The organism is Streptomyces sp. NPDC090798, assembly GCF_044768965.1.
Taxonomy (GTDB): domain Bacteria; phylum Actinomycetota; class Actinomycetes; order Streptomycetales; family Streptomycetaceae; genus Streptomyces.
In genome coordinates, this window is record NZ_JBIVXA010000001.1 from 108,850 (window position 1) to 131,870 (window position 23,021).

At 70.9% G+C, this 23,021-nt stretch carries 16 protein-coding genes, 1 tRNA gene and 2 pseudogenes; 16 read left to right on the forward strand and 3 right to left on the reverse strand.

The window, feature by feature from the left end; translation table 11 throughout:
• The 6 genes from ACIQTP_RS00420 (at nt 1) to ACIQTP_RS00445 (ending at nt 8,382) form a co-directional block, all read left to right on the forward strand.
• A complete protein-coding gene (locus tag ACIQTP_RS00420) occupies nt 1–1,695 on the forward strand; it encodes a beta-N-acetylhexosaminidase (protein ID WP_403394871.1) in 1,695 nt (564 codons plus the stop codon).
• Nucleotides 1,696–1,975: 280 nt separating this feature from the next.
• Nucleotides 1,976–2,869, forward strand: a complete 894-nt coding sequence (locus tag ACIQTP_RS00425; RefSeq protein ID WP_402040932.1) for an FAD binding domain-containing protein — start codon at nt 1,976–1,978, stop codon at nt 2,867–2,869.
• Nucleotides 2,866–4,500 carry a 2Fe-2S iron-sulfur cluster-binding protein gene (locus ACIQTP_RS00430; RefSeq protein ID WP_403394874.1) on the forward strand — a complete coding sequence of 545 codons (1,635 nt, stop codon included), beginning with the start codon at nt 2,866–2,868 and terminating at the stop codon, nt 4,498–4,500. Before ACIQTP_RS00425 ends, ACIQTP_RS00430 begins: the two co-directional genes overlap by 4 nt.
• Complete coding sequence (locus ACIQTP_RS00435; protein WP_403394876.1) at nt 4,497–6,803, forward strand: xanthine dehydrogenase family protein molybdopterin-binding subunit; 2,307 nt, start codon at nt 4,497–4,499, stop codon at nt 6,801–6,803. The genes ACIQTP_RS00430 and ACIQTP_RS00435 overlap by 4 nt, the downstream gene beginning before the upstream one ends.
• Nucleotides 6,800–7,006: a hypothetical protein gene (locus tag ACIQTP_RS00440; RefSeq protein ID WP_403394878.1), complete on the forward strand. Its 207-nt coding sequence runs from the start codon at nt 6,800–6,802 to the stop codon at nt 7,004–7,006. The genes ACIQTP_RS00435 and ACIQTP_RS00440 overlap by 4 nt, the downstream gene beginning before the upstream one ends.
• A gap of 197 nt (nt 7,007–7,203) precedes the next feature.
• Nucleotides 7,204–8,382, forward strand: coding sequence for an SUKH-4 family immunity protein (locus ACIQTP_RS00445; protein ID WP_403394880.1), 1,179 nt, complete (start codon nt 7,204–7,206; stop codon nt 8,380–8,382).
• A 199-nt stretch (nt 8,383–8,581) separates the two neighbouring features.
• Here the strand turns inward: ACIQTP_RS00445 and ACIQTP_RS00450 are convergent, their stop codons facing one another.
• Nucleotides 8,582–9,103, reverse strand: coding sequence for a hypothetical protein (locus ACIQTP_RS00450; RefSeq protein WP_403394882.1), 522 nt, complete (start codon nt 9,101–9,103; stop codon nt 8,582–8,584).
• 555 nt (nt 9,104–9,658) lie between these two features.
• Between ACIQTP_RS00450 and ACIQTP_RS00455 the strand changes: the two genes are divergently transcribed.
• Nucleotides 9,659–11,368 (forward strand): hypothetical protein, encoded by a 1,710-nt coding sequence (locus tag ACIQTP_RS00455; protein WP_403394884.1) that lies wholly within the window; start codon nt 9,659–9,661, stop codon nt 11,366–11,368.
• 511 nt (nt 11,369–11,879) lie between these two features.
• Nucleotides 11,880–12,976, forward strand: a pseudogene (locus tag ACIQTP_RS00460) (tyrosine-type recombinase/integrase); the annotation flags it as partial.
• Nucleotides 12,977–13,056: 80 nt separating this feature from the next.
• Here the strand turns inward: ACIQTP_RS00460 and ACIQTP_RS00465 are convergent.
• A tRNA-Cys gene (locus ACIQTP_RS00465) sits at nt 13,057–13,128 on the reverse strand.
• 218 nt (nt 13,129–13,346) lie between these two features.
• Here ACIQTP_RS00465 and ACIQTP_RS00470 point away from each other — a divergent pair.
• From ACIQTP_RS00470 to ACIQTP_RS00495, 6 genes and pseudogenes are all read left to right on the forward strand, one after another.
• The gene (locus tag ACIQTP_RS00470) at nt 13,347–14,789 is read left to right on the forward strand and encodes an MFS transporter (protein WP_403394886.1); all 1,443 of its coding nucleotides are present in this window, start codon (nt 13,347–13,349) and stop codon (nt 14,787–14,789) included.
• Between the two features lie 380 nt (nt 14,790–15,169).
• On the forward strand, nt 15,170–15,355 hold the full coding sequence (locus tag ACIQTP_RS00475) for a hypothetical protein (protein WP_403394888.1): 186 nt from the start codon (nt 15,170–15,172) through the stop codon (nt 15,353–15,355).
• A 13-nt stretch (nt 15,356–15,368) separates the two neighbouring features.
• Nucleotides 15,369–15,743 carry a type II toxin-antitoxin system death-on-curing family toxin gene (locus ACIQTP_RS00480; protein ID WP_403394890.1) on the forward strand — a complete coding sequence of 125 codons (375 nt, stop codon included), beginning with the start codon at nt 15,369–15,371 and terminating at the stop codon, nt 15,741–15,743.
• A 169-nt stretch (nt 15,744–15,912) separates the two neighbouring features.
• Complete coding sequence (locus tag ACIQTP_RS00485) at nt 15,913–17,712, forward strand: DEAD/DEAH box helicase (protein ID WP_403394892.1); 1,800 nt, start codon at nt 15,913–15,915, stop codon at nt 17,710–17,712.
• A 441-nt stretch (nt 17,713–18,153) separates the two neighbouring features.
• On the forward strand, nt 18,154–18,798 hold the full coding sequence (locus tag ACIQTP_RS00490) for an IclR family transcriptional regulator (protein WP_101408088.1): 645 nt from the start codon (nt 18,154–18,156) through the stop codon (nt 18,796–18,798).
• A 49-nt stretch (nt 18,799–18,847) separates the two neighbouring features.
• Nucleotides 18,848–19,320: pseudogene (locus tag ACIQTP_RS00495) on the forward strand (MarR family winged helix-turn-helix transcriptional regulator).
• Between the two features lie 21 nt (nt 19,321–19,341).
• On the opposite strand, the gene ACIQTP_RS00500 reads toward ACIQTP_RS00495, so the two are convergent.
• A complete protein-coding gene (locus tag ACIQTP_RS00500; protein WP_403396036.1) occupies nt 19,342–20,919 on the reverse strand; it encodes a PucR family transcriptional regulator in 1,578 nt (525 codons plus the stop codon).
• A 203-nt stretch (nt 20,920–21,122) separates the two neighbouring features.
• Here ACIQTP_RS00500 and ACIQTP_RS00505 point away from each other — a divergent pair, with 203 nt between their 5' ends.
• Both ACIQTP_RS00505 and menC read left to right on the forward strand, forming a co-directional pair.
• The gene (locus tag ACIQTP_RS00505) at nt 21,123–21,896 is read left to right on the forward strand and encodes a chorismate synthase (RefSeq protein ID WP_403394894.1); all 774 of its coding nucleotides are present in this window, start codon (nt 21,123–21,125) and stop codon (nt 21,894–21,896) included.
• A complete protein-coding gene (gene menC / locus ACIQTP_RS00510) occupies nt 21,893–23,014 on the forward strand; it encodes an o-succinylbenzoate synthase (RefSeq protein WP_403394896.1) in 1,122 nt (373 codons plus the stop codon). The genes ACIQTP_RS00505 and menC overlap by 4 nt, the downstream gene beginning before the upstream one ends.
• Nucleotides 23,015–23,021: the final 7 nt, after the last annotated feature.

Consider the following 23,021-nt stretch of genomic DNA (forward strand, 5'->3'; position numbering starts at 1 on the left):
GTGCACGATGTGATTCCGGCGCCCCGCGCCGTCGAGGGCCCCACGCGCTGCGGGGTCGGTCTCGACGCGAAGACCACCCTGTGGGCCGCGCCCGGCACGGACACCACGGAGCGCTGGCTGCGCGCCACGCTCGGCGCCGCGCTCGGCCTGCCGCTGCCACCAGGGCCGCAGGACGCCCGCAACGCCGTACGGCTGCTCCTCGACGACACCCTGGAGCCGGAGGCGTACAAACTCAGCGTCGTCGTCAACTGGGGCATCGAGATCCGGGGCGGCAGCGCGGCCGGCGTGTTCTGGGGCGCGCAGACGTTGCGTCAACTCCTTGGCCCCGATGCCTTCCGCCGTGCCCCCGTCCGGCCGGGGAGGACCTACGGAATCCCGCACCAGATCATCGAGGACGCCCCCCGATTCCCGTGGCGCGGCCTCATGCTCGACGTCTCCCGGCACTTCACGCCCAAGGACGGCGTCCTGCGCCACCTCGACCTCATGGCCGCCCACAAACTCAACGTCTTCCACTTCCACCTCACCGACGACCAAGGCTGGCGTGTCCAGATCAAGCGGTACCCGAAGCTGACGGAGATCGGATCCTGGCGGGCGCGCACGAAATTCGGCCATCGTGCCTCGCCCCTGTGGGAGGAGAAGCCGCACGGGGGCTTCTACACGCAGGACGACATCCGCGAGATCGTCGCGTACGCGGCCGAGCGGCATATCAGTGTCGTCCCCGAGATAGACATCCCGGGGCACTCGCAGGCCGCCATCGCCGCGTATCCGGAACTGGGCAACACCGACGTCATCGACACGACCTCCCTGACCGTCTGGGACACCTGGGGCGTCTCCAAAAACGTACTCGCCCCCACTGACAACACCCTGCGCTTCTACGAGGGGGTCTTCGAGGAACTCCTGGAGCTCTTCCCGGCGGACGCCGGGCCGTTCACACAGTTCGCGCCGTTCCCGGGGTTCGCGCCGTTCTCGGGGTTCGCGCCGTTCTCGGGGTTCGTGCACATCGGCGGCGACGAGTGCGCCAAGGACCAGTGGAAGCGGTCGCCGGCCGCGCAGGCGCGCATCAGGGAACTGGGGCTCGCGGACGAGGACGAGCTGCAGTCCTGGTTCATCCGGCACTTCGACAACTGGCTCTCCGCACGCGGGCGTCGGCTGATCGGCTGGGACGAGATCCTCGAGGGCGGGCTGGCCGAGGGGGCGGCGGTGTCCTCGTGGCGCGGCTACCAGGGCGGCGTCACGGCCGCCCGGGCCGGCCACGACGTGGTCATGTGCCCCGAGCAGCAGGTGTACTTGGACCACCGTCAGGCCGCGGGCCCGGACGAGCCGGTGCCGATCGGATATGTCCGCACCCTGGAGGACGTCTACCGCTTCGAACCCGTTCCGCCCGAGCTCACCGAGGCGGAGGCGCGGCATGTGCTGGGCACCCAGGCGAACGTGTGGACCGAGGTGATGGAGGACCCCGCGCGCGTGGACTACCAGACCTTCCCTCGGCTCGCGGCCTTCGCCGAGGTCGCCTGGAGCGCCCTGCCCGCCCCCGCCGAACGGGACTTCGCCGACTTCGAACGCCGGATGGCCGTCCACTACGGGCGACTTGACGCCCTGGGAGTGGCCTACCGCCCGCCCACGGGCCCCCTTCCGTGGCAGCGGCGCCCGGGTGTGCTCGGACGTCCGATCGAGGGGGCGCCCCCAAACGTGTGAGGTGACTCCCGACCGGCGTGTCCCGGCCCGCTCACCCCGGCACAGTGGCCCCACAAGGCAAAAGGCACCCAAGGGCCACCGAAGAGTGGCAATCCGTACCGACCGGCGATGCCGTAGGAAAACGGACCATCTCCCTGGTGAGGGGGCGAATGCCTCCTAGCGGACCCCCGCGTCGAGGGCCCGGGAAGATGTGCCAGAGTTGCCACGTCCGCCCTGTCAGCACGTACCGTACGCGCAACACAGGTGGGACCAGGTGGGGCAGCGGGAAGGGGCAGCCGGTTTGACCACGCACGCACCGCAGGCGGCGCAGGCCGTGACGCTGCCCGCCTCGCTGGACGAGGCAGTGGCGGCGCTCGCCGCCATGCCCGCCGCCGTCCCCGTGGCCGGCGGCACCGACCTCATGGCCGCCGTCAACTCCGGACAGCTGCGGCCCGCCGCGCTCGTCGGCCTCGGCCGGATCAGCGAGATCCGCGGCTGGCAGTACCAGGACGGCCACGCGCTGCTCGGCGCCGGCCTCACCCACGCCCGCATGGGGCGCCCCGACTTCGCGGCCCTCATCCCGGCGCTCGCCGCCGCCGCGCGCGCCGCGGGACCGCCGCAGATCCGCAACGCGGGCACCCTGGGCGGCAACATCGCCTCGGCCGCCCCCACGGGGGACGCGCTGCCCGTGCTGGCCGCCCTGGAGGCCACGTTGATCATCGCGGGCCAGGGCGGAGCCCGCCGTGAGATCCCGGTGTCGCACCTGCTCGCGGGCATGGAGATGCTCCGCGGCGGCGAACTCATCGGCTACGTGCGTGTGCCGCTGCTGCACGCGCCGCAGGTCTTCCTGAAGGCGACCGGACGCACCGGACCCGGGCGCGCCATCGCGTCCGTGGCGCTCGTCCTGGACCCGGCGCGGCGCGGCGTGCGGTGCGCCGTGGGCGCCATAGCGCCGATGCCGCTGCGGCCCCTGGACGCGGAGGCGTGGGTCGCCCAGCTGATCGACTGGGACAACAGCCGGGCGATCGTGCCGGAGGCGCTCAACGCCTTCGGGGAGTACGTCGCCGCGGCCTGCATCCCGGATCCCGTCCCGGCCGAGGACGGCTCCGTACAACAGCTTCCGCCCGCGGTACTGCACCTGCGGCGCACCGTCGCCGCGCTGGCCCGACGAGCACTGGGGAGGGCACTGTCGTGACCGACGACCAGCACGGAGAGGGCACTCCGCGGACCAGCGGCCGGTGGGACCCCCTCCCACAGGGGGACTACGACGACGGCGCCACCGCCTTCGTCAAGCTCCCCGAGGGCGGGATCGACGCCCTTTTGGCGGAACGTGAGACGCCCCTCGCGGCGCCCGGCCACGGCTATGTGCCCCCCCGGATCACCGCGGCGCCCCCGGCTGCCGACCCCGGGGCGACGGGCACCTGGGCCACGCCGGCCGAGGCGGTCCAGTGGCCGGACCCCAACGCCGCGCACCAGGAAGCCGTACGCCACGAGACCGGGCATCACGAGACCGGGCATCAGCAGGCCGCGCACGACGGGTTCTCGTACCACCCCGGCGCCACCGGCCAGTGGGACTTCGGGGAGGCCGCCCGGGAGGGCGCCTCCTCCGGTCACCACCCGGCCGACGCGGCCGGACACGACGTCACCGGACAGTGGTCAATTCCGGTCGCCGGAGGTGATCTTCCGGACGAATCGGGCGAGTTCACCACGTCGGCCCTCGTCGAGCAGTGGGGCGGCACCCCGCCCGCCACGCTCCCGGGCGGCGCGGCGGCGCCCTGGGCGACCACGGAGATCGGCGAGCCGTGGTCCGCCGCACCGCGAGCGGCGACCCCCGAGGCCCCGGGGGCCTCTGAGGGCCCCGTGGAGCCCGCGCGGCACGCGCATGCGCAATCGGCCGCCGAGGCCGCCCAGACGGCCGCGCAGGCCGCTCACGAGGCTCCTGAGCCGGGCGCCGGGCCCACGCCCGCGACGGCCGAGGCGTACGGCACCCCGGACCGGGGTGAACCGGACCCCGACCCGGCCACGCCGACCGCCCCGGCGGCGGCCCCGGGGGACTCCGCGGAGTACCTTTCCGAGCATCGTTCCGAGCACCCTTCGGAGCACCCCGAGACCCCGGCGCCGGACGCCCCCGCTGCGGAGACGGGCGACCCGGACACCCCCGCGCCGCCCCCGCACGACGAACACCCCCTGGCCTCCTACGTCCTGCGCGTCAACGGCGCCGACCGCCCCGTGACCGACGCCTGGATCGGCGAGTCGCTGCTCTACGTCCTGCGCGAGCGCCTCGGCCTCGCGGGCGCCAAGGACGGCTGCTCGCAGGGCGAGTGCGGAGCCTGCAACGTGCAGGTGGACGGACGGCTCGTGGCGTCCTGCCTGGTGCCCGCCGTCACCGCCGCGAGCAGTGAGGTGCGTACGGTCGAAGGCCTCGCCGCCGACGGACAGCCCTCGGACGTGCAGCGCGCCCTCGCCAAGTGCGGCGCGGTGCAGTGCGGTTTCTGCGTCCCAGGCATGGCCATGACCGTGCACGACCTCCTCGAGGGCAACCCGGCCCCCACCGAACTCGAGACCCGCCAGGCGCTGTGCGGCAACCTGTGCCGCTGCTCCGGCTACCGCGGGGTCCTGGACGCCGTAAGCGAGGTCGTCGCCGAACGCGAGGCGCACAGCGCGGCCGCCGCCGAGGCCACACCGGACGCGGACGAGCCGCGCATCCCGCACCAGGCGGGGCCCGGCGCGGGCGGCGTCAACCCGGCGGCGTTCGAGGACCCTTCTCCGTACGACTCCCAGGCGCCGTATGAGCAGCCGTACGGCCAGGACGGAGGCCAGGCGTGAGCAACGAGACCGCGACCGCGACTCCCGCGGCACCCGACACCGGACCCGAGCCGCTGCCGCACGGGCTCGGCGTGTCGCTGCCCGCCGCGGAGGCCCGCGCCAAGACGGAGGGCACCTTCCCGTACGCGGCCGACCTGTGGGCCGAGGGCCTGCTGTGGGCGGCCGTGCTGCGCTCGCCGCACCCGCACGCGCGCATCGTGTCCATCGACACCAGCCACGCGCGCGAGATGCCCGGCGTACGGGCGGTCATCACCCACGAGGACGTGCCCGGCGCGGCCCTGCACGGCCGTGGCCGTGCGGACCGCCCGGTGTTCGCCTCCGAGGTCGTACGCCACCACGGCGAGCCCATCGCGGCCGTCGCCGCCGATCACCCGGACACCGCGCGGATGGCCGCCGCGGCCGTCATCGTCGAGTACGAAGTACTCGACCCGGTGACCGACCCCGAGCAGGCGTTCGAAGCCGAACCCCTGCACCCCGACGGCAACCTGATCCGGCACATCCCGCTGCGCCACGGCGACCCGGACGCGGTCGGCGAGGTCGTCGTCGAGGGCCTGTACCGCATCGGCCGCCAGGACCCGGCCCCGATCGGAGCCGAGGCCGGACTCGCCGTGCCCCGCCCGGACGGCGGCGTCGAGCTCTACGTCGCCTCCACCGACCCGCACACCGACCGCGACACCGCCGCCGCCTGCTACGGCCTGGAGCCCGAGCGGGTGAAGGTCGTCGTCACCGGAGTGCCCGGCGCCACCGCCGACCGCGAGGACCAGGGCTTCCAGCTCCCGCTCGGCCTGCTGGCCCTGCGCACCGGCTGCCCGGTGAAGATCACCGCGACCCGCGAGGAGTCCTTCCTCGGCCACGCCCACCGGCACCCCACCCTCCTGCGCTACCGCCACCACGCCGACACCGAGGGCAGGCTGGTGAAGGTCGAGGCGCAGATCCTGCTCGACGCGGGTGCCTACGCCGACACGTCCGCCGAGTCGCTGGCCGCCGCGGTCTCCTTCGCCTGCGGCCCCTACGTCGTCCCGAACGCCTTCATCGAGGGCTGGGCCGTGCGCACCAACAACCCGCCCTCCGGCCATGTGCGCGGCGAGGGCGCCATGCAGGTCTGCGCCGCCTACGAGGCGCAGATGGACAAGCTCGCCAAGAAACTCGCCCTCGACCCCGCCGAACTGCGCCTGCAGAACGCGATGGCCACCGGGGACGTGCTGCCGACGGGCCAGACGGTGACCTGCCCTGCCCCGGTCGCCGAACTGCTCCAGGCCGTACGCGACTACCCCCTGCCCGCGCTCCCCAAAGACACCCCCGAGGACGAGTGGCTGCTCCCGGGCGGCCCCGAGGGCGCGGGCGAACCCGGCGCCGTACGCCGCGGCGTCGGCTACGGCCTCGGCATGGTCCACATGCTCGGCGCCGAGGGCGCGGACGAGGTCTCCACGGCCACGGTCAAGGTCCACGACGGCGTCGCCACCGTCCTGTGCGCGGCCGTCGAGACCGGCCAGGGCTTCACGACGCTGGCCCGCCAGATCGTCCAGGAGACCCTCGGCATCGACGAGGTGCACGTGGCACCGGTCGACACCGACCAGCCGCCCGCGGGACCCAGTTGCCGCGGCCGCCACACCTGGGTGTCGGGCGGAGCGGTCGAACGCGCCGCGAAGATGGTCCGTACGCAGCTCCTGCAGCCCCTGGCGCACAAGTTCGGCATGTCCACGGAGCTCCTCCAGATCACCGACGGCAAGATCACCTCGTACGACGGTGTGCTCTCGACCACCGTCACGGAGGCGATGGACGGCAAGGAGCTGTGGGCCACCGCGCAGTGCCGCCCGCACCCGACCGAGCCGCTGGACGAGGCGGGCCAGGGCGACGCCTTCGTGGGCCTGGCCTTCTGCGCGATCCGCGCGGTGGTGGACGTGGACATCGAACTGGGCTCGGTACGGGTGGTGGAGCTGGCGCTCGCCCAGGACGTCGGCCGGATCCTCAACCCCGCCCAGCTCACGGCCCGTATCGAGGCGGGCGTCACCCAGGGCGTCGGTGCCGCGCTCACGGAGAACCTCCGCACCGCCCGCGGTCTGGTCCGCCACCCCGACCTCACGGGTTACGCCCTCCCGACCTCCCTGGACGCCCCCGACATCCGCATCGTCAAGCTCGTCGAGGAGCGCGACGTCGTCGCCCCCTTCGGCGCGAAGGCGGCCAGCGCGGTGCCGGTCGTGACGTCCCCGGCGGCCGTCGCGTCCGCCGTACGGGCGGCGACGGGCCGCCCCGTCAACCGCCTCCCGATCCGTCCGCAAGCCGCCGTGGTGACCGCGTCATGAGTACCCCCGAGCCGACGGCCCACGACCCCGAGCCGACGGCCCACGACCCCGAGCCGACGGCCCACGACCCCGAGCCGACGGCCCACGATCCCGAGCAGCCGCGCTACGAGCCTCCGCCGAGTGTCGGGAAGCTGGCGCTATGGGTACTGCTGTTCGTCGTGGCGGCCGTGGTGGTCGTCCTGGGCGGCGTGTACTTCACCTGAGACGGGCGCCGGCCGCGGCAAGGCGGCCCCCCGATGGCTTGAACCCGCGTGTTTCAGGGCCGTACGCCCTGTGTGCCAGCGGGTTTCCGGCGTTGTCAGTGGGGCGGCGTATGGTTCTCGGTCAGTGGGGAAATGCCGCTGGGCGGCGGCGAGTTCCCCGCGGGAAGCACATATGCGTTCACATGCGCGGGGGAGCCATGAGTACGACTGACACCGATGTCGTCGGCGCGATCACGCTGACCGAGGACGAGCTGGATCCATACATCACGCACACGGACGCACGGCAGTGGCTGACGGGGCCCGGGCTGCCGGCCGAGGGCACGCTGCTGGGCTTCGGCGCACTGCGGGAGCACGGGCTGCGCAGGGTCGCCGACCTGGCCGGTGACGCCGACAAGCTCGCCGCGGAGCTCCAGGACCAGCTGGTCGTGGGAGCCCTGCGGACCTTCGACCGGGACCTGGAGTCGATCGTCCTGGACGGGGCGACGGGGAAGGTCACCACGACGTACTTCTTCTCCGACCCGGCTCTGATGGACCTCGCGCCCCTGGCCCCCTCCCTGGAAGCCCTGGTGCGCTTCTCGTCGGCGACGGAGGAACTGACGGCGTCCCGCGGACGGTTCGCCTCCTACGAGGGCCGGTTCGGCCCGAAGGCGGTCACGGAGGCCTCCGAGTCCCTCGCCGAAGTCTTCGAAGCGGGCGCGGGCGGCGAGGTGGCGCCGTACTGGCGGATGGCCGCCCTGATCCGCCCCCTCGCCCGGATCGCGGGCCCCGGCGAGGGCCTCGTCCTCGACCTGCCCAAGCGGCTGCTGGACGAGGAGTTCGGCGCGGGCGCGATCATGCGCTTCGAGGACGTCGACTTCCCGCCCGCGCTCGTGCACGAGCCGACCCGTCGCTTCCTGCGCGAGACCGGCCTGCCCGAGGACGGCCTCCTCTTCCAGCTGGACACGGAAGTGCCCCTGCCGGCCCTCGCCGACTACTACGCGGACCAGCGCCCCGACGACTTCTCCGCCGACGAACTCCCCCCGGCGGCCGACCGCCTGATACGCCTCGGATACCTCATCGAGGACACCAGCCTCGTGGTGGACGGCACCACGGGCGCGGTCCTCGCCTGGAGCGAGCCGGACATCACCCTGCGCCCCCTCAACGCCGACATCTCCACCCTCGCCTTCACCCTCTGGCTGCTCCACCGCGAGAAGGCCCTCGACGCGACCCACGACCTCACCGACTCCTACGAACAACTGGCCGCCACCATGGCCCAGACCCTCGCCACGGTCGACCCGATCGCCTGCGACCCCACCCCCACGCTGGAGGGCGACGACGGCTGGCGCTACTGGCCGGAGATATTCGAGGACGAGGCGGGCGGCACCCTCCACGGCTAGCTGACGGACGCCCACGCCCCCCCCACGCACGGAGGTCGAACGGGGGTCGGTAAACGGGCGACGGGGCCTAGAAAGCCGGGAGGCCGAAGAGGACGACCGTGACGATGATCGCGACGACGGCGCTACGGTCGGCGCCCTCGTGTCGGCCAACTGAAATGAGAACTGAAAAGGACGAACAGCAGGGCGGGATCCGGTTGTCCTAGTTCCCTTCGCGCAGGGTGGCGTAAGCCGCCGCCACCGAGGCGCAGTTGACCCGCGGGTTCCCGGCGGCCACCGACTGCTCCAGGTGCTGAAGGACGCTGAACTCGTCCTCGTCGTTGACACCGTTTTTCTTCAGGTCTCCCAGCGTAGAGTTGACGATGGCTGTCAGACGCGGGCGGTCCTCCGTGCAGCGTGGCGCCAATGCGTCGAGAACCTGCTGGTACATGCCGGCGGGCCGCCCGATCCCATCGAGGTCGGCCAGCTTCTGCGCCGGCCCAGGCGTCGACGCGTGCGTGGCCAGGGCCCGCTTCTTCTTCGCTGACGGCTTCGCTGCCGGACTGCTGTGGCTCGCTCCAGGCGTCGCGGCTGCTGCCGAGGTGTCGTGTGGGGCGGCATCCTTGACACCGGAGATCATGCCTGCGATGAACGGCGGAGCCGCGATCAGCACCCCGATACCGATAGCAATCTTCTTTCCCCTGCTCAGCGGCTTCTTCGGCGTCGGAACGGGCTGCTGACTCACGATCCCCCTCTACAGGCCGGGCGCCCCCTCATCTCGGCGCGGCATCGGGAACGTACACCTCACCTGCACCAGTAACCAGTCCGTCACCAGGCTCCGGACGACCAAAAGGGCGGCACCCTCCGAGGGTGCCGCCCTTTTGGTCTGCCTGGTCAAGGCATCGGAGGCCGTGGCGGGAATTGAACCCGCGTAACTCGCTTTGCAGGTTTGTTTGGCCTAATCAGCGCATGATCCGAGACTGTTCAATGGCGTTCGTCCTCGTACCGAGGCACTGTGCATCGCGGTAGGGCGAACCGCTCCGGCCAGCCGCGTACAGGGACGAACGAGACGGAAACTGAGACGGACGCGGGCTGCTCCGGGGAGCCGAGCACAGCGTCTGGATGACGCCGGGTGCCATGGGCGGCTGCCATCCGATGTCCCTGGCCCATCGCACTGGCACCTCGCCCTTCCGAGCTTCAGCACGCTGTCCGCAGACGATCCGCCCGGCCTGGTCAATCATGTGTGTCGATTTCGAGAATTCGATACCTCAGGCCAATGCGCGTTGCTAGACATGGAATCGTGACTGTGAAGCGCATGACACATGGTGGCGGCGAACCCGACTTAGTCCTGTTGGTGCACGGGACGTTCGCGGGCAACGAGAGGCGGGAGGAGCAAGGTGACCGCTGGTGGCAACGAGGCAGTACTGTCTGGCGTGCACTGGAGGAGAACCTTCCTCCCGGCACGCAGTTGCCCGCGGGGGAGACGATGTTGTTCCAATGGAGCGGGGCGAACGCCCAAATAGCCCGCTTAAGCGCGAGCAACGAGTTGCTTGCGAGGCTCATTCACCTTGAGCGTTCCGGTCGAAAATATCATCTCGTGGGTCATAGCCACGGTGGTTCCATTATATGGGAGGCCCTGGTCACCAGTCAGTTGGTGAGGAAATCCAAGCATGTCAGCCCATCTCTCCTTGACAAATTGCGGCGGCGTGGCATCGTCAGTCCGGAGCCCCATGTTCCTCTGCGGTCCAAGGTGCCCGAGGTGTATTTTAAGGTTCCTCCGTACGAGGAGATCCAAAAAGAGATATGCCTGAATGGACTGCTCAGTTGGACCACGCTCGGAACCCCATTCCTGCAATTCCATCACAAGAGAAGATTTCTTGACCGGAGGAGGCTCGCCGCTGAGGCGTCGACCCCAAGCGCCTCAACGGTATTGGGCGCCCTGCTCATGGGCTTCTTCGCTTTAATGGCGATAGGTTTTGTTTCGGTGGGTCTCGTGTCCAGGTTCGACCACTCGATGCGCCGTTTGCCTGTATGGCTGATGGTGGTGTCCTTCTGTCTCTTCATGGTCTTATGGCGACTCGGGACGGGCAGCTCCATCGCTGATGCCCTCGAAGCGCGGGCAAAAGCCGCACGCGAGGCCATGAGTGCCTTCCATGGCCGGTGGCTTGGTCTCTGGGCGCCGGACGACGAAGCGATTGGTCTCTTGAAGGATCTATCCAAGCACTCGGAAGGTCACTACGAAGCTTTGTGTACGGGGTCACCCGCCCCGTCAAGTGGTCGAGATTCCGCGTCGCGTGCCCTTTGGTACCGGCTGACCAAGGTGACCAGTAAAAAAGGCAATCAAAATGACTTGCAGGGTGATCTAAAGAGTTCGGCTGTCGATCCAGATCTATTGCGCAGATTGGAGTACAGTGAACCATACGCTGCGATCAGCGTGTTGACTGGCTCCCCGCTCAACTTCAGGTTCGCTTGGATCGGTGCGATATTTTTCCCGTTTCTCTCACCGGCGATTTGGATCGCCAACAAACTCCTAGTGCCTCGAGCTCTACGATGGTTTCGCGGATACTTGGCTAGGCAGGCTCAAGGGAATAATGTTCCGGGCGCTTTCCTGGCGTACTGCTCGACCTCCCCCTTGCCCGTTTCAGGCATGCCGGCTGGATTGCCGCAGGACGTAGCAGACGAACTTCAGAGAAGCATAATTCAGACATGGGGGGTGACTGCGCCATCGGCCCGATCAATATTGGTTCGAGCTCTTATGGATGGAGCACTTCCGCGCGAACCAATGGGCGGTGGCGGAAGTGACTTCCTTGTGCACACAGCCTACGTTTCCAATAGTCGAATCATCCGCTTGATTGGCGCTCATATCAGCCTGTCGCGGGCCGGTGGGGGCGACGGCCACCTGTCGCATGAGGACGATGAGCACGACTGGGTAATCCGAACCAAGGAGGCGATAGCTGAAGCGTGGGCGGAGCACACCCGAAACACCATCTGGCGCGCAGGGCATCACTGACTGCTTCGACTCCGGTACTGGAGGCGGCCACTCAGCTGGGCACTCTCCAGTCTGGACCAGGCCCTGAAGCTCCATGCCGGTCGTCACCCCAGCGGCATGCGAGTCTGCACCGACTGCGGTGAGGCTCGGCGGCCTCACGTGCCGCGCCCGAAGTACGCGGTCTCTCGTGGCGTCGCACTCCGAGCGTTCCATGCTTTGCAGGTTGGTCGGCGCTGGTCAGCGCATGATCCGGGTTCGTTCGGCGGTGTTCAGACCTGTACGGATGCCGGGCCCTACGGGGCGCGGCGTACGGGTCTGAACGGCCGTGTGCGGTTACGAACGAGGCGGAAACTGAGACGGCTGCCAGTGCCGAGCCAGTCAAGGTGAGCACGCTCGCAGGAAGCGCCCCGACTGCCCGTTCTCAGGTGCCGGTGCCTGATCTCCTTGCCTGCTGGCTCAGTTGGGAAGCGGCTGTTTTCATCGCCCTTTCATTAATTGCCCGCTTCATCTTGTAGATCAGGTCCGGAACTAGCGAGACGCCAAGACCGTACGGAAGCCCGGCAAGGCATGGACGGTCAAGGCGTGGCTGACCCACTGGATTGAGAACGTCGCGCCCCTCGCCGTCAACGACAACACGATGGTCGGGTACGGCGTGGCTGTACGGAAGCACCTCATCCCCGGCTTGGGCGCTCACCGGCTCGACAGGCTCAAGCCCGAGCACATCGAGGTCTTCTACGCCAAGATGCAGGCCAACGGCAGTAAGTCCGCGACCGCTCACCAGGTCCACCGGACCTTTCGCGCCGCACTCAACGAGGCTGTACGGCGGGGGCATCTCGGCAAGAACCCGGTGCTGTTGGCCAAGGCGCCGAAGACAGGGGATCACGAGGTAGAGCCCTACACCGTCCAAGAGGTGCAGCGGCTGTTGAAGGCCGCTGACCAGCACCGTAACTCCGCGCGGTGGGCCGTCGCCCTCGCGCTCGGTCTGCGTCAGGGGGAGGTGCTGGGGTTGCAGTGGGTGGACGTGGACCTTGAGGGCGGGTTCCTCGTGGTGCGTCGTAGTCGCCACCGGCCGCAGTACGCCCACGGGTGCTCTGAGCCCTGCGGCCGCAAGGCCGCCGGCTATTGGCCGCAGAAGCGCCGCACAAACCCGGAGTTGACCGTCACGAAGTCGCGCGCCGGCCGTCGGGCGGTCGGCCTCCCCGAACAGCTCGTTGACCTACTCCGGGCTCACCTCAAGGCGCTGGAAGCCGAGAAGGAAGCGGCCGGGAAGCGGTGGGATGAGAACGGGCTGGTCTTCCCTGATGAGCACGGCCGTAGCCCGTCCCATCGTCGGGACTGGACAGAGTGGAAAGACCTCTTGGCTGAGGCGAAGGTGCGGGACGGTCGGCTGCACGACGCGCGTCACACGGCCGCCACGGTCCTACTTCATCCTCGGTGTTCCCGAGCGGGCCGTCATGGGCCTCATGGGGTGGTCCACCACGGCCATGGCCGCGAGGTATCGGCACATGGTCGATGCCGTGCGGACGGACGTCGCGAAGCAGGTCGACGGTCTGATTCGGAAGCCCGAGACGGACCCGGCCGGACGATGACGACGGCGGGGCCGCTGGCGCCCCCGTACCGGCCAACTGAGACGGCAACTGAGACGGAGGACCAAAAGGGCGGCACCCTTACGGGGTGCCGCCCTTTCCTTTTGCCTGGTCAGGCAGTTGAGGCCGTGGCGGGAATTGAACCCGCGTAACTCGCTTTGCAGGCGAGCCCCTGAGCCACTCGGGCACACGGCCGTTCTCAGGTGCGGCACGGCTCACTCGTTCCGAACCTGATGGGTTGAACGTAGGCGGGGCGGAGGGCGGGCTCAAGGGGTGCGGGGGCGCTGCAACGGGACTGCCATACGCCGTTCATGAATGCCGGTTCCCGGGCCCTGGGCGTACGACCAAAGGCCCAGACGATCACGGTCTCCGGACAGGAGTCACTGCCAGTCGTGGCCCTTACGCTGGCGGCCATGACCGCGCTGGAAGCACGTGATGCCGCGACCGCCCCGCCCGAAGGCAAGGGCGAGGGAGGTGTGCTGAGCCGTCCCTACCGGGCGCTCAGCATCGGGATCGTGTTCGTGGAGCTGCTGATCGCCTTTGAAGCGACGGCCGTCGGGACGGCGATGCCCGTCGCGGCGCGAGAGCTCGACGGGGTGTCGTTGTACGCGTTCGCGTTCTCGGCGTACTTCACGACGAGCCTGTTCGGGATGGTGTTCGCCGGACAGTGGGCGGACCGCGACGGACCCCTGGCGCCGCTGACCACGGGGATCACGGCCTTCGCGGCGGGACTGCTGCTGTCCGGGACGGCCGGGACCATGTGGCTGTTCCTTCTCGGGCGGGCGGTGCAGGGGCTCGGCGGCGGCCTGGTCGTCGTGGCGTTGTACGTCGTCGTGGTGCGGGCCTACCCGGAGCGGCTGCGCCCGGCGATCATGGCGGCGTTCGCGGCGAGCTGGGTGATTCCGTCCGTGGTCGGACCGTTGATCGCGGGCACCGTCACCGAACATCTGGGCTGGCGCTGGGTGTTCACCGGGATACCGGTGCTGGTCGTGTTTCCGCTGGCGCTCGCGCTGCCCCGGATCCGACGGCTGTCCTCCGGGCGGTCGGCGGACGCGGGGCCCGCCGGTCGCGAGCCCTTCGATCGGCGGCGCATCCGGCTGGCGCTGGGGATCTCGCTCGGCTCCGGACTCCTCCAGTACGCCGCCCAGGGCCTGGACCCGCTCTCACTCGTCCCTGGCCTCGCGGGCGCCGCGCTGCTCGTCCCGGCCGTCCTCGGGCTGCTGCCGCGCGGCACCTGCCGGGCGGCGCGCGGGCTGCCGTCCGTGGTGCTGCTGCGCGGGTTGGCGGCCGGTTCCTTCATCGCCGCCGAGTCCTTCGTGCCCCTCATGCTGGTCACCCAGCGCGGGCTGTCGCCGACGCTCGCCGGGTTCTCCCTCGCGGCGGCCGGCGGGACGTGGGCGCTGGGGTCGTACGTGCAGTCGCGGCCACGGACGGAGCCGTACCGGGACCGGCTGGTGTTCCTCGGGATGGTGCTGCTCGCGGCGGCCGTCGTCGCCGTGCCCAGTGTGCTGATCCCCGCTGTGCCCGTGTGGATCGTCGCCGTCGCCTGGGGGTTCGGCTGCTTCGGGATGGGGCTGGTGATCGCCTCGACCAGCGTGCTGCTGCTGCGCCTCTCGACGCCGGAGGAAGTCGGCTCCAACTCCGCCGCGCTCCAGATCTCCGACGGCCTCTCCAACATCGTGCTCCTCGCGGCGGGCGGCGCGGCGTTCGCGGCGCTGGGCGGCGGCAAGGCCGCGGAGACGGCCACCTCGACGGCCGACGGTTCCCACCCCACCGCGTTCGCCGCCGTGTTCCTGCCGATGGCGGGGGTGGCGTTGGTGGGAGCCTGGGTGACTACGCGATTGAGAGAGCGGTGATCTAGAAGGGGAGCGGTGCTCTGGAAAGAGATCGGAGAGATCGGCGATCTGGAAAGAGAGCAGTGCTCTGAGAGTGGAGCGGTGCTCTCGTGGGGCGGCGGTGCTCCGGGAGGAGAGCGCTGCTCTGGTGGGGTGGGCGGCGTTCCGCCAGGGGAGCGGTGCTCCAAAACGGGAGCGGTGCTCCAAAGGGGGAGTGGTGCTCCAGAACGGGAGTGGTGCTCTAGAACGGGAGCGGTGCTCCAAAAGGGGAGCGGTGCTTCGGAAGCGGGGCAGCGATCTCGGTGCCCCGGGCCCGCGCTCGCGCCGCGAGCGAACCCGCCGCGGTCCCGTGTTCGAAATCCGCTCGGCCCGGGCGGCCCGCGAGCCCTACCGTGACCCCCATGAAAGAGCTGACCCTCCGTCTCGACCCCGCCCTCGCGCAGGCCCTCGACGACCTCGCGGACGCGCAGGACCGCCTGCCGGAAGAGGTCGCCGAGTACGCCGTACGCAGGTATCTGCACGACGAGGGCGCGCGCAGGTCCGTGCCCTCGCCGCCCGGCTCGCGCAGGAGCACGCCGAGTTGCTGAGGAGGCTCGGCGGATGACCCGGCACCTTACCGTCGTCGAGGTGACGGACCTTGCCCGGATCGCCTTCGGCGGGCGGGACCCCGAGGCGCGGGAGCCGGGGCTGCTCGCGTCGGCGGTTCACCGGCCCCGCGCCCGTATGTTCGGCGTCGCCGCCTACGACGACCCGTACGAGCAGGCGGCCGCGCTGCTGCACGCCCTCGCCACCAACCACCCCCTCGTCGACGGGAACAAGCGGACCGCCTGGCTCGCCGCCGCCACCTTCCTCGCCGTGAACGGTGTCGACCTCGCGGGCTGCGACCAGGACACGGCGTACGACCTGGTCATCGACGTGGCGGCCGGTGTGGAGCACGACATCGGGGTGATCGGTGGGCGGTTGCGGGGCCTGTGAGGTGGGTCCCATCCGTGGGTGACCCGGCGTCGTCCGCGCGTTGACAGCTCCGGGGCGCCGGTAGGGTGGCCCGGTTGTCATACGTAGCCGAGCCGCCCGCCCGTCTCCCAGCACCGCCCTACCTGACACGCTGCGCGCGGCCCCTTGATTCGACCCCACCACGGAGACCGTGACTACCACCGCCGCCAGCGCATCCACCTCGCACCACCTCTCACCCGCCTTCCCCGGCCGCGCCCCCTGGGGTACCGCCAGCAAGCTGCGTGCCTGGCAGCAGGGGGCGCTGGAGAGGTATATCCAGGAGCAGCCCCGCGACTTCCTGGCCGTCGCCACGCCCGGCGCCGGCAAGACGACGTTCGCGCTGACGCTCGCGTCCTGGCTGCTGCATCACCACGTCGTGCAGCAGGTGACCGTGGTCGCGCCGACCGAGCACCTGAAGAAGCAGTGGGCGGAGGCCGCCGCGCGGATAGGGATCAAGCTGGATCCCGAGTACAGCGCGGGTCCGCTCAGCAAGGAGTACCAGGGCGTCGCCGTGACGTACGCGGGTGTGGGCGTGCGGCCCATGCTCCACCGCAATCGCGTCGAGCAGCGCAAGACCCTCGTCATCCTTGATGAGATTCACCACGCCGGTGACTCGAAGTCGTGGGGTGAGGCCTGTCTCGAAGCGTTCGAACCCGCCACTCGGCGGCTCGCGCTCACCGGTACGCCCTTCCGGTCCGACACCAATCCCATTCCCTTTGTGACATATGAAGAGGGAAATGACGGGATTCGGCGGTCTTCCGCCGATTACACCTACGGGTACGGGTCCGCTCTGGGGGACGGGGTCGTGCGGCCCGTCATCTTCCTCTCCTACAGCGGCAACATGCGGTGGCGTACGAAGGCGGGGGACGAGATCGCGGCCCGGCTCGGCGAGCCGATGACCAAGGACGCCATCTCGCAGGCCTGGCGCACCGCGCTCGACCCGCGCGGCGAGTGGATGCCCAGTGTGCTGCGCGCCGCCGACCAGCGGCTGACCGAGGTCAGAAAGGGCATCCCGGACGCGGGCGCGCTCGTCATCGCCTCCGACCAGGACTCCGCCCGCGCGTACGCCAAGCTCATCCGTGAGATCACCGGGACGAAGGCGACCCTCGTCCTGTCCGACGACACGGGCGCGTCCAACAGGATCGACGAGTTCAGCCACAGCGAGGACCGGTGGATGGTCGCCGTCCGCATGGTGTCCGAGGGCGTCGACGTGCCGCGGCTCGCCGTCGGCGTGTACGCCACCACCATCTCCACGCCCCTCTTCTTCGCGCAGGCCGTCGGCCGTTTCGTACGGTCCCGGCGGCGCGGCGAGACCGCCTCCGTCTTCCTCCCGACCGTCCCGGACCTCCTCGGCTTCGCCAACGAGATGGAGGTCGAGCGCGACCACGTCCTCGACAAGCCCAAGAAGGAGGGCGAGGAGGACCCGTACGCCGAGTCCGAGCAGGAGATGGACGAGGCGAACCGGGAGCAGGACGAGGACACCGGCGAGCAGGAGCAGTTCTCCTTCGAGGCGCTGGAGTCCGAGGCCGTCTTCGACCGAGTGCTGTACGACGGCGCCGAGTTCGGGATGCAGGCCCACCCGGGGAGCGAGGAGGAGCAGGACTATCTCGGCATTCCGGGGCTGCTCGAACCCGACCAGGTGCAGCTGTTGCTCCAGAAGCGGCAGGCGCGGCAGATCGCGCACAGCCGCAAGAAGCCCGACGACGAGGCCGACCTCCTCGAACTGCCCGCCGAGCGGCGGCCCGTGGTCTCGCACAAGGAGATGCTGGAGCTGCGCAAGCAGCTCAACACCATGGTCGGCGCGTACGTCCACCAGAGCGGCAAGCCGCACGGCGTGATCCACACGGAACTGCGCCGCGTGTGCGGGGGGCCGCCGAGCGCGGAGGCGACGGCGGGGCAGCTGCGGCAGCGGATCGCCAAGGTGCAGGAGTGGGCCACCCGGATGCGGTGACGCTGGGCGCTGTGCCTGGGCGGTCGCCGTTCGTGGGGCGCTGGTTGTGCTTCGGCTGCGGACTGCCGGTGGCTGGTCGCGCGGTTCCCCGCGCCCCTTCGGGGGCGCGTCCGTGCGCGTGTGCGCTGTGTGTGGGGGGCGTGTGCGACACGCGGTGTGCGCCGTGCTTATCAGGACAAAGGATCGGCAAAGGGAAGGAGTCCGTACCAGGTCATGACCGGATTCTGGACGGAGACTTCCGCTGAGCGGACCGGCTCGCTACTGTCCCGCTACGCACACGCCCCGTGGCAGCGCCGCCGCGGAGCGCAGCCGTGTAGCGACTCCGCCCGGGAAGAGCCCGGGTTGTCAGCCGACGGCGGCCTCTGAAGCGCGTCGCCGACGGGACTCGGAGACGCAACCGCCGCGAGGGGCCGCCGACCTCACCACTAAGGAGTGGGCGTCGTGACCGCGGAGACCTCTCAGACGCTCGACCGGGGACTGCGTGTCCTCAAGCTGCTCGCCGACACGGACCACGGGCTGACCGTCACCGAGCTTTCGAACAAACTGGGCGTCAACCGAACCGTTGTGTACCGCTTGCTCGCCACGCTGGAGCAGCACGCGCTCGTACGCCGGGATCTGGGCGGTCGCGCCCGGGTCGGGCTGGGGGTACTGCGGCTGGGGCGTCAGGTGCATCCGCTGGTACGGGAGGCGGCGCTGCCGGCGCTGCGCGCGCTGGCCGAGGACATAGGGGCCACGGCCCATCTCACGCTCGTCGACGGGACCGAGGCGCTCGCCGTCGCCGTCGTGGAGCCGACGTGGACGGACTACCACGTCGCCTACCGCGCCGGGTTCCGTCATCCGCTGGACCGGGGCGCGGCGGGCCGCGCGATCCTCGCCGCCCGGCAGCCCGGGCCGGCGGACGCCCCGGGATACACGCTCACGCACGGGGAGTTGGAGGCGGGCGCGAGTGGGGCCGCGGCTCCCCTGATAGGGGTGACCGGGGTCGAGGGCAGCGTCGGTGTCGTCATGCTCGCGGACTCCGTGCCGGAACGGGTGGGGCCGAGGGTCATGGACGCGGCCCGGGAGGTCGCGGACGCGCTGCGCTGACGCTCCGCACCGGCCTGAGTCGGCGCCCCGCTCCCCGCATCCTGTTTCCGTGACCGACACCAGCAAGCCGCTCCCGCCCGACGACCTCGCCCCCGCCTCTGCGAGGTGCTCGCCGTGCTGGGGCCCCTGTACCGGCGCGTGACCCGCAAGGTGGAGCTGAACGAGCCGGTCGAAGGCCTGTCCATCGGTGTGCGCGCCGTCCTGGATCTCCTGCGCGCGCAGGGACCCCTGACGGTCCCCCAGATGGGACGCTCGCAGGCGCTCAGCCGTCAGTTCGTGCAGCGGATGGTCAACGAGGCGGCGGCCCACGGCCTGGTCGAGGCCAGCGCCAACCCCGCGCACCAGTGGTCCTCGCTGATCCGGTTGACCGGCGACGGTCGAACGGCCATCGACGCGGTGATCACCCGTGAGAGCGCGCTGCTGAAGCGGGTGGGCGGCGACCTCACCGACGAGGACGTGCGGACGTGCGTACGGGTGCTGACGCGCATGCCGGAGGTCTTCGAGGAGGTGGAAGCCAACTGACGGCCGGGCCCGAAGGGCGGCTCAGCCGCGGCTGCCGAGCCCGCCCAGCGTCCTCAACTGGAGCCACAGCACCAGCCGTTCGTCGGGATCGTCGAGGTCGATGCCGAGCTGCCCTCGGGCCTGCCGGAGGCGGTAGCGGCAGGTGTTGGCGTGCACGGCCAGCAGCCGCGCCGCGCCCGCCATGTCGCAGCCCGCGTCCAGCCAGGCGACGAGGGTACGCGCGTACTCGGTGCCGTGCTCGGCGTCGTGCGCGAGGACCCGCCGCCACCCGCCCGCGCTCAACTCCCGCCGTTCGCCGAGGACTTGGGTCAGTCGCAGCAGGGTGACGCGCGGCCGTACCTCCTCCACGGTCGCCACCGGCAACTCGGGGCCCAGGACCCGCAGGACGAGGTCGGCGTCGTCCCGGGAGTCCCGCACCTCCGCGATCCCGGAGACCACGTCCCCCAGCCCGGCCCGTACGGGCACCCGCAGCGCCTGCCCGGCCCGCCCCACGATGTCCTCCGCCAGCCGCTTATGGCGCGCTCCGCCACGCTCCCCGGGCGCCGGCAGCAGCGCGTAGACCACGCCGTCGACGAGGACACCCGCGTGCCGCCCGTAGCGCGCCTCGCACTGGAGGCGTACGAGGTCCAGGAGCCGTAGCCCGGTCTGTTCGACGTCCGCCGCCGAGACACTGGAGTCCAGGACGAACGCGGCCACGCGCACGGGCGCCGGGTTTCCGTCCGGGCCGAGGCCCATGCCCAGGCGGTGGGCGGCGCCCGCCGGGTCCGCGGTGCCGTCGAGCAGGCGGCGCAGCAGGTCGCCGTTCTGGTGGCGGGCCAGCTCCTGCGCGGCGCGGGCCCGCAGCAGGAGCAGCGCCGCCGTGGACGCGCCCTGGGCGAGGGCCTCCTCGGCGTCCGGCGCGAGGCCGCCGTCGTCGACGACCCAGAGCGAGCCGAGGGTCTCGCCGCCGGCCCGGACGGCGACGGCGAGCCGCGGCAGGTTGTCGCTGCCCTCCAACGCGGGCAGCCGGACCACGTCCCCGGCCGCGAACAGCACCCGGTACTGCTCCGAGTTGGCGGGGCTCCCTGGCACCTGGAGGCCGAGGATGCCCGTGCGGCGGTCCTCGTCGACCGGCTGCCCGGCAACCGTCGAGTAGGCGAGGATCCGCTGCCGCGGGTCCTCGATCGCGGTGGCGCCGCCGACGGCCGCGGCCACCGCGTCGGCCAGCGCGAACAGGTCCCCCAGACCGCTCCCGGCACTCGACGGCCGTGCGCCGATCGCGGAGGCGAGCAGCAGGTGCACGTGATGCCAGGCGGCGTCCTCGTCCACGGACAGCAGGGCCACACCCGCCGATTCCGCCTCCGCGAGCGGACCGTCCGGGCCGCGTACGACCAGCCCGCTCATCCCCGCCTCCGCAGCCGCCCGAGCCAGCGGCCCCGCCGCGGACGCCCGCACCCCGACCGCGAGCAGCAGCGCCCCGGGCGCACGGGTCAGCGGCGCGTGGGCGTCGTACAGCAGCGCCTCGGTGACGGGCACGGCGAGCCCGGCGGGCGCGGTGTGCAGCCGTACGGAGGGGCCGCCGACGACGTCCAGCAGGTCACCGAGGGTGCAGGCGTCCACGCGGCTCCTCCCGGCGATGGCGATGGCGATGGCGATGGCGATGTCGATGGGGATGATGGGATGCGGATGACGAGGGTGGTCGGCCGGTCCCCGGCGAGCGTAGTTGGCCGATTGGACGTGGTTGGCCGATCTCATAAGGAACGTACGCACGTGTTGTCCACATGTACAACGCGGGCGCCGCCGCGAGCTTCGACACTCGGTCCATGACCGAGGAAGTGAGCATCCGTACCGTGCACGACGTCGCCGGGATCGCCGCGGTGGCCGACCTCTTCAGCGACGTCTGGCAGACGCCCCGCAGCAGCCCGCCCTATCCGGCGGAGGTGCTGCACAGCCTGGTGCACGCCGGGGGCGCGGTGCACGCCGCGTACGACGGGACACGGCTGGCCGGAGCCGCCGTCGCCGTGTTCGGAGAGCCGGGGCGGCACCACGCGTACTCCCTGGTCGCCGCGGCCGATCGCGGGCTCGGATGCGCCGTGAAGCAGGCCCAGCGCGCCTGGGCCCTGGAGCACGGCGCCCGCACCATGCGCTGGACCTTCGATCCGCTGGTCGGCCGCAACGCCCGCTTCAACCTGGTCAAGCTGGGGGCCACCGGCACGGAGTACCTGGTCGACTTCTACGGGCCCATGGCGGACGGGGTGAACGACGGGGACGAGAGCGACCGGCTGACGGTGACCTGGGATCTGGCCGCGCCCCGTACGCCCCGGGAGACCGGCGACCGTGACGCCGCGCCCGCCACCCACCGCGCCCCCGACGACGCCTTCCTCGCCCGCCGCGATACCTCCGACCGGCACATCTGGTGCCGGGTCCCGGACGACATCGTCAAGCTGCGCGCCGCCGATCCGGTGCTCGCGCTGCGCTGGCGCCACGCCGTCCGCGCGGTCTTCACGGAGGCCTTCGCCGAGGGATACGTCGCCACGGCGATGTCCCGCGACGGCTGGTACACCCTCACCCGCCCCGCGACGGAAGGCGCCGCATGAAACTCGAACGCGTCGAAGCCGTCCACATCGCGCTGCCCCTCGTCACCCCCTTCCGTACCTCCTTCGGGACCATGACGACGAAGGACACCTTCCTCCTGCACGTCGTCACGGACGCGGCCGAGGGCTGGTCGGAGTTCGCCGCCGACCCCGAGCCGCTGTACTGCTCGGAGTTCGTGGCCGGCGCCGAGATCGTGCTCCGCGACTTCCTGCTGCCGCGCGTGACCGCCCTCCCGCACCTCACGGCCGCCGCGCTCGCCCCCGCGATGGCGAAGATCAAGGGACACGAGCTGGCCAAGGCGGCCCTGGAGACGGCCGTCCTCGACGCCGAGCTGCGCGCGCACGGCATGTCGCTCGCGACCTACCTCGGAGCCGTCCACGACCGCGTGCCCGCCGGGGTGTCGGTCGGCATCAAGGACTGCGTCCCGGCGCTCCTCGACGACGTCGAGCGCTATCTCGCCGACGGGTACGTCCGGATCAAGCTGAAGATCGAACCCGGCTGGGACATGGAGCCCGTACGGGCCGTGCGCGAGCGCTTCGGGGACGCGCTGCCGCTCCAGGTGGACGCCAACACGGCGTACTCGCTCGCGGACGCCGAGCACCTGCGCCGGCTCGACGCCTTCGGACTGCTGCTCATCGAGGAACCGCTGGAGGAGAACAACCTCCACGCGCACGCCCGGCTCCAGCGGCGCGTCGCCACCCCCGTCTGCCTCGACGAGTCCCTGCACAGCGCCCGCGACACCGCCTCCGCCATCGCCATGGACGCCTGCCGGGTCGTCAACGTGAAGCCCGCCCGGGTCGGCGGCTACCTCGAGGCGCGCCGCGTCCACGACGTCGCCCACGCGCACGGGGTGCCGGTCTGGTGCGGCGGCATGCTGGAGACGGGCATCGGCCGCGCACCCAACCTGGCCCTGGCGGCCCTGCCGGGCTTCACCCTCCCCGGTGACACCTCCGCCTCCAGCCGCTACTTCGCCGAGGACATCACCGAGCCCTTCGTCCTTGAGGACGGTCATCTGCCGGTGCCGCGCACCCCGGGCATCGGGACCGAGCCGCTGCCGGAGGCGCTGCGCCGCTTCACCACCGCCCGGCGGGACCTGTACGGAGGCCGCGCCGAGCGGTGACGTTAGA

Bases quoted from the DNA above. Each gene is read 5' to 3' on its own strand.
- ACIQTP_RS00505 (WP_403394894.1), top strand. From the start codon at position 21,123: ATGACCGAGGAAGTGAGCATCCGTACCGTGCACGACGTCGCCGGGATC.
- ACIQTP_RS00480 (WP_403394890.1), top strand. From the start codon at position 15,369: ATGACCCGGCACCTTACCGTCGTCGAGGTGACGGACCTTGCCCGGATC.
- ACIQTP_RS00440 (WP_403394878.1), top strand. From the start codon at position 6,800: ATGAGTACCCCCGAGCCGACGGCCCACGACCCCGAGCCGACGGCCCAC.
- ACIQTP_RS00470 (WP_403394886.1), top strand. From the start codon at position 13,347: ATGACCGCGCTGGAAGCACGTGATGCCGCGACCGCCCCGCCCGAAGGC.
- ACIQTP_RS00475 (WP_403394888.1), top strand. From the start codon at position 15,170: ATGAAAGAGCTGACCCTCCGTCTCGACCCCGCCCTCGCGCAGGCCCTC.
- ACIQTP_RS00445 (WP_403394880.1), top strand. From the start codon at position 7,204: ATGAGTACGACTGACACCGATGTCGTCGGCGCGATCACGCTGACCGAG.
- menC (WP_403394896.1), top strand. From the start codon at position 21,893: ATGAAACTCGAACGCGTCGAAGCCGTCCACATCGCGCTGCCCCTCGTC.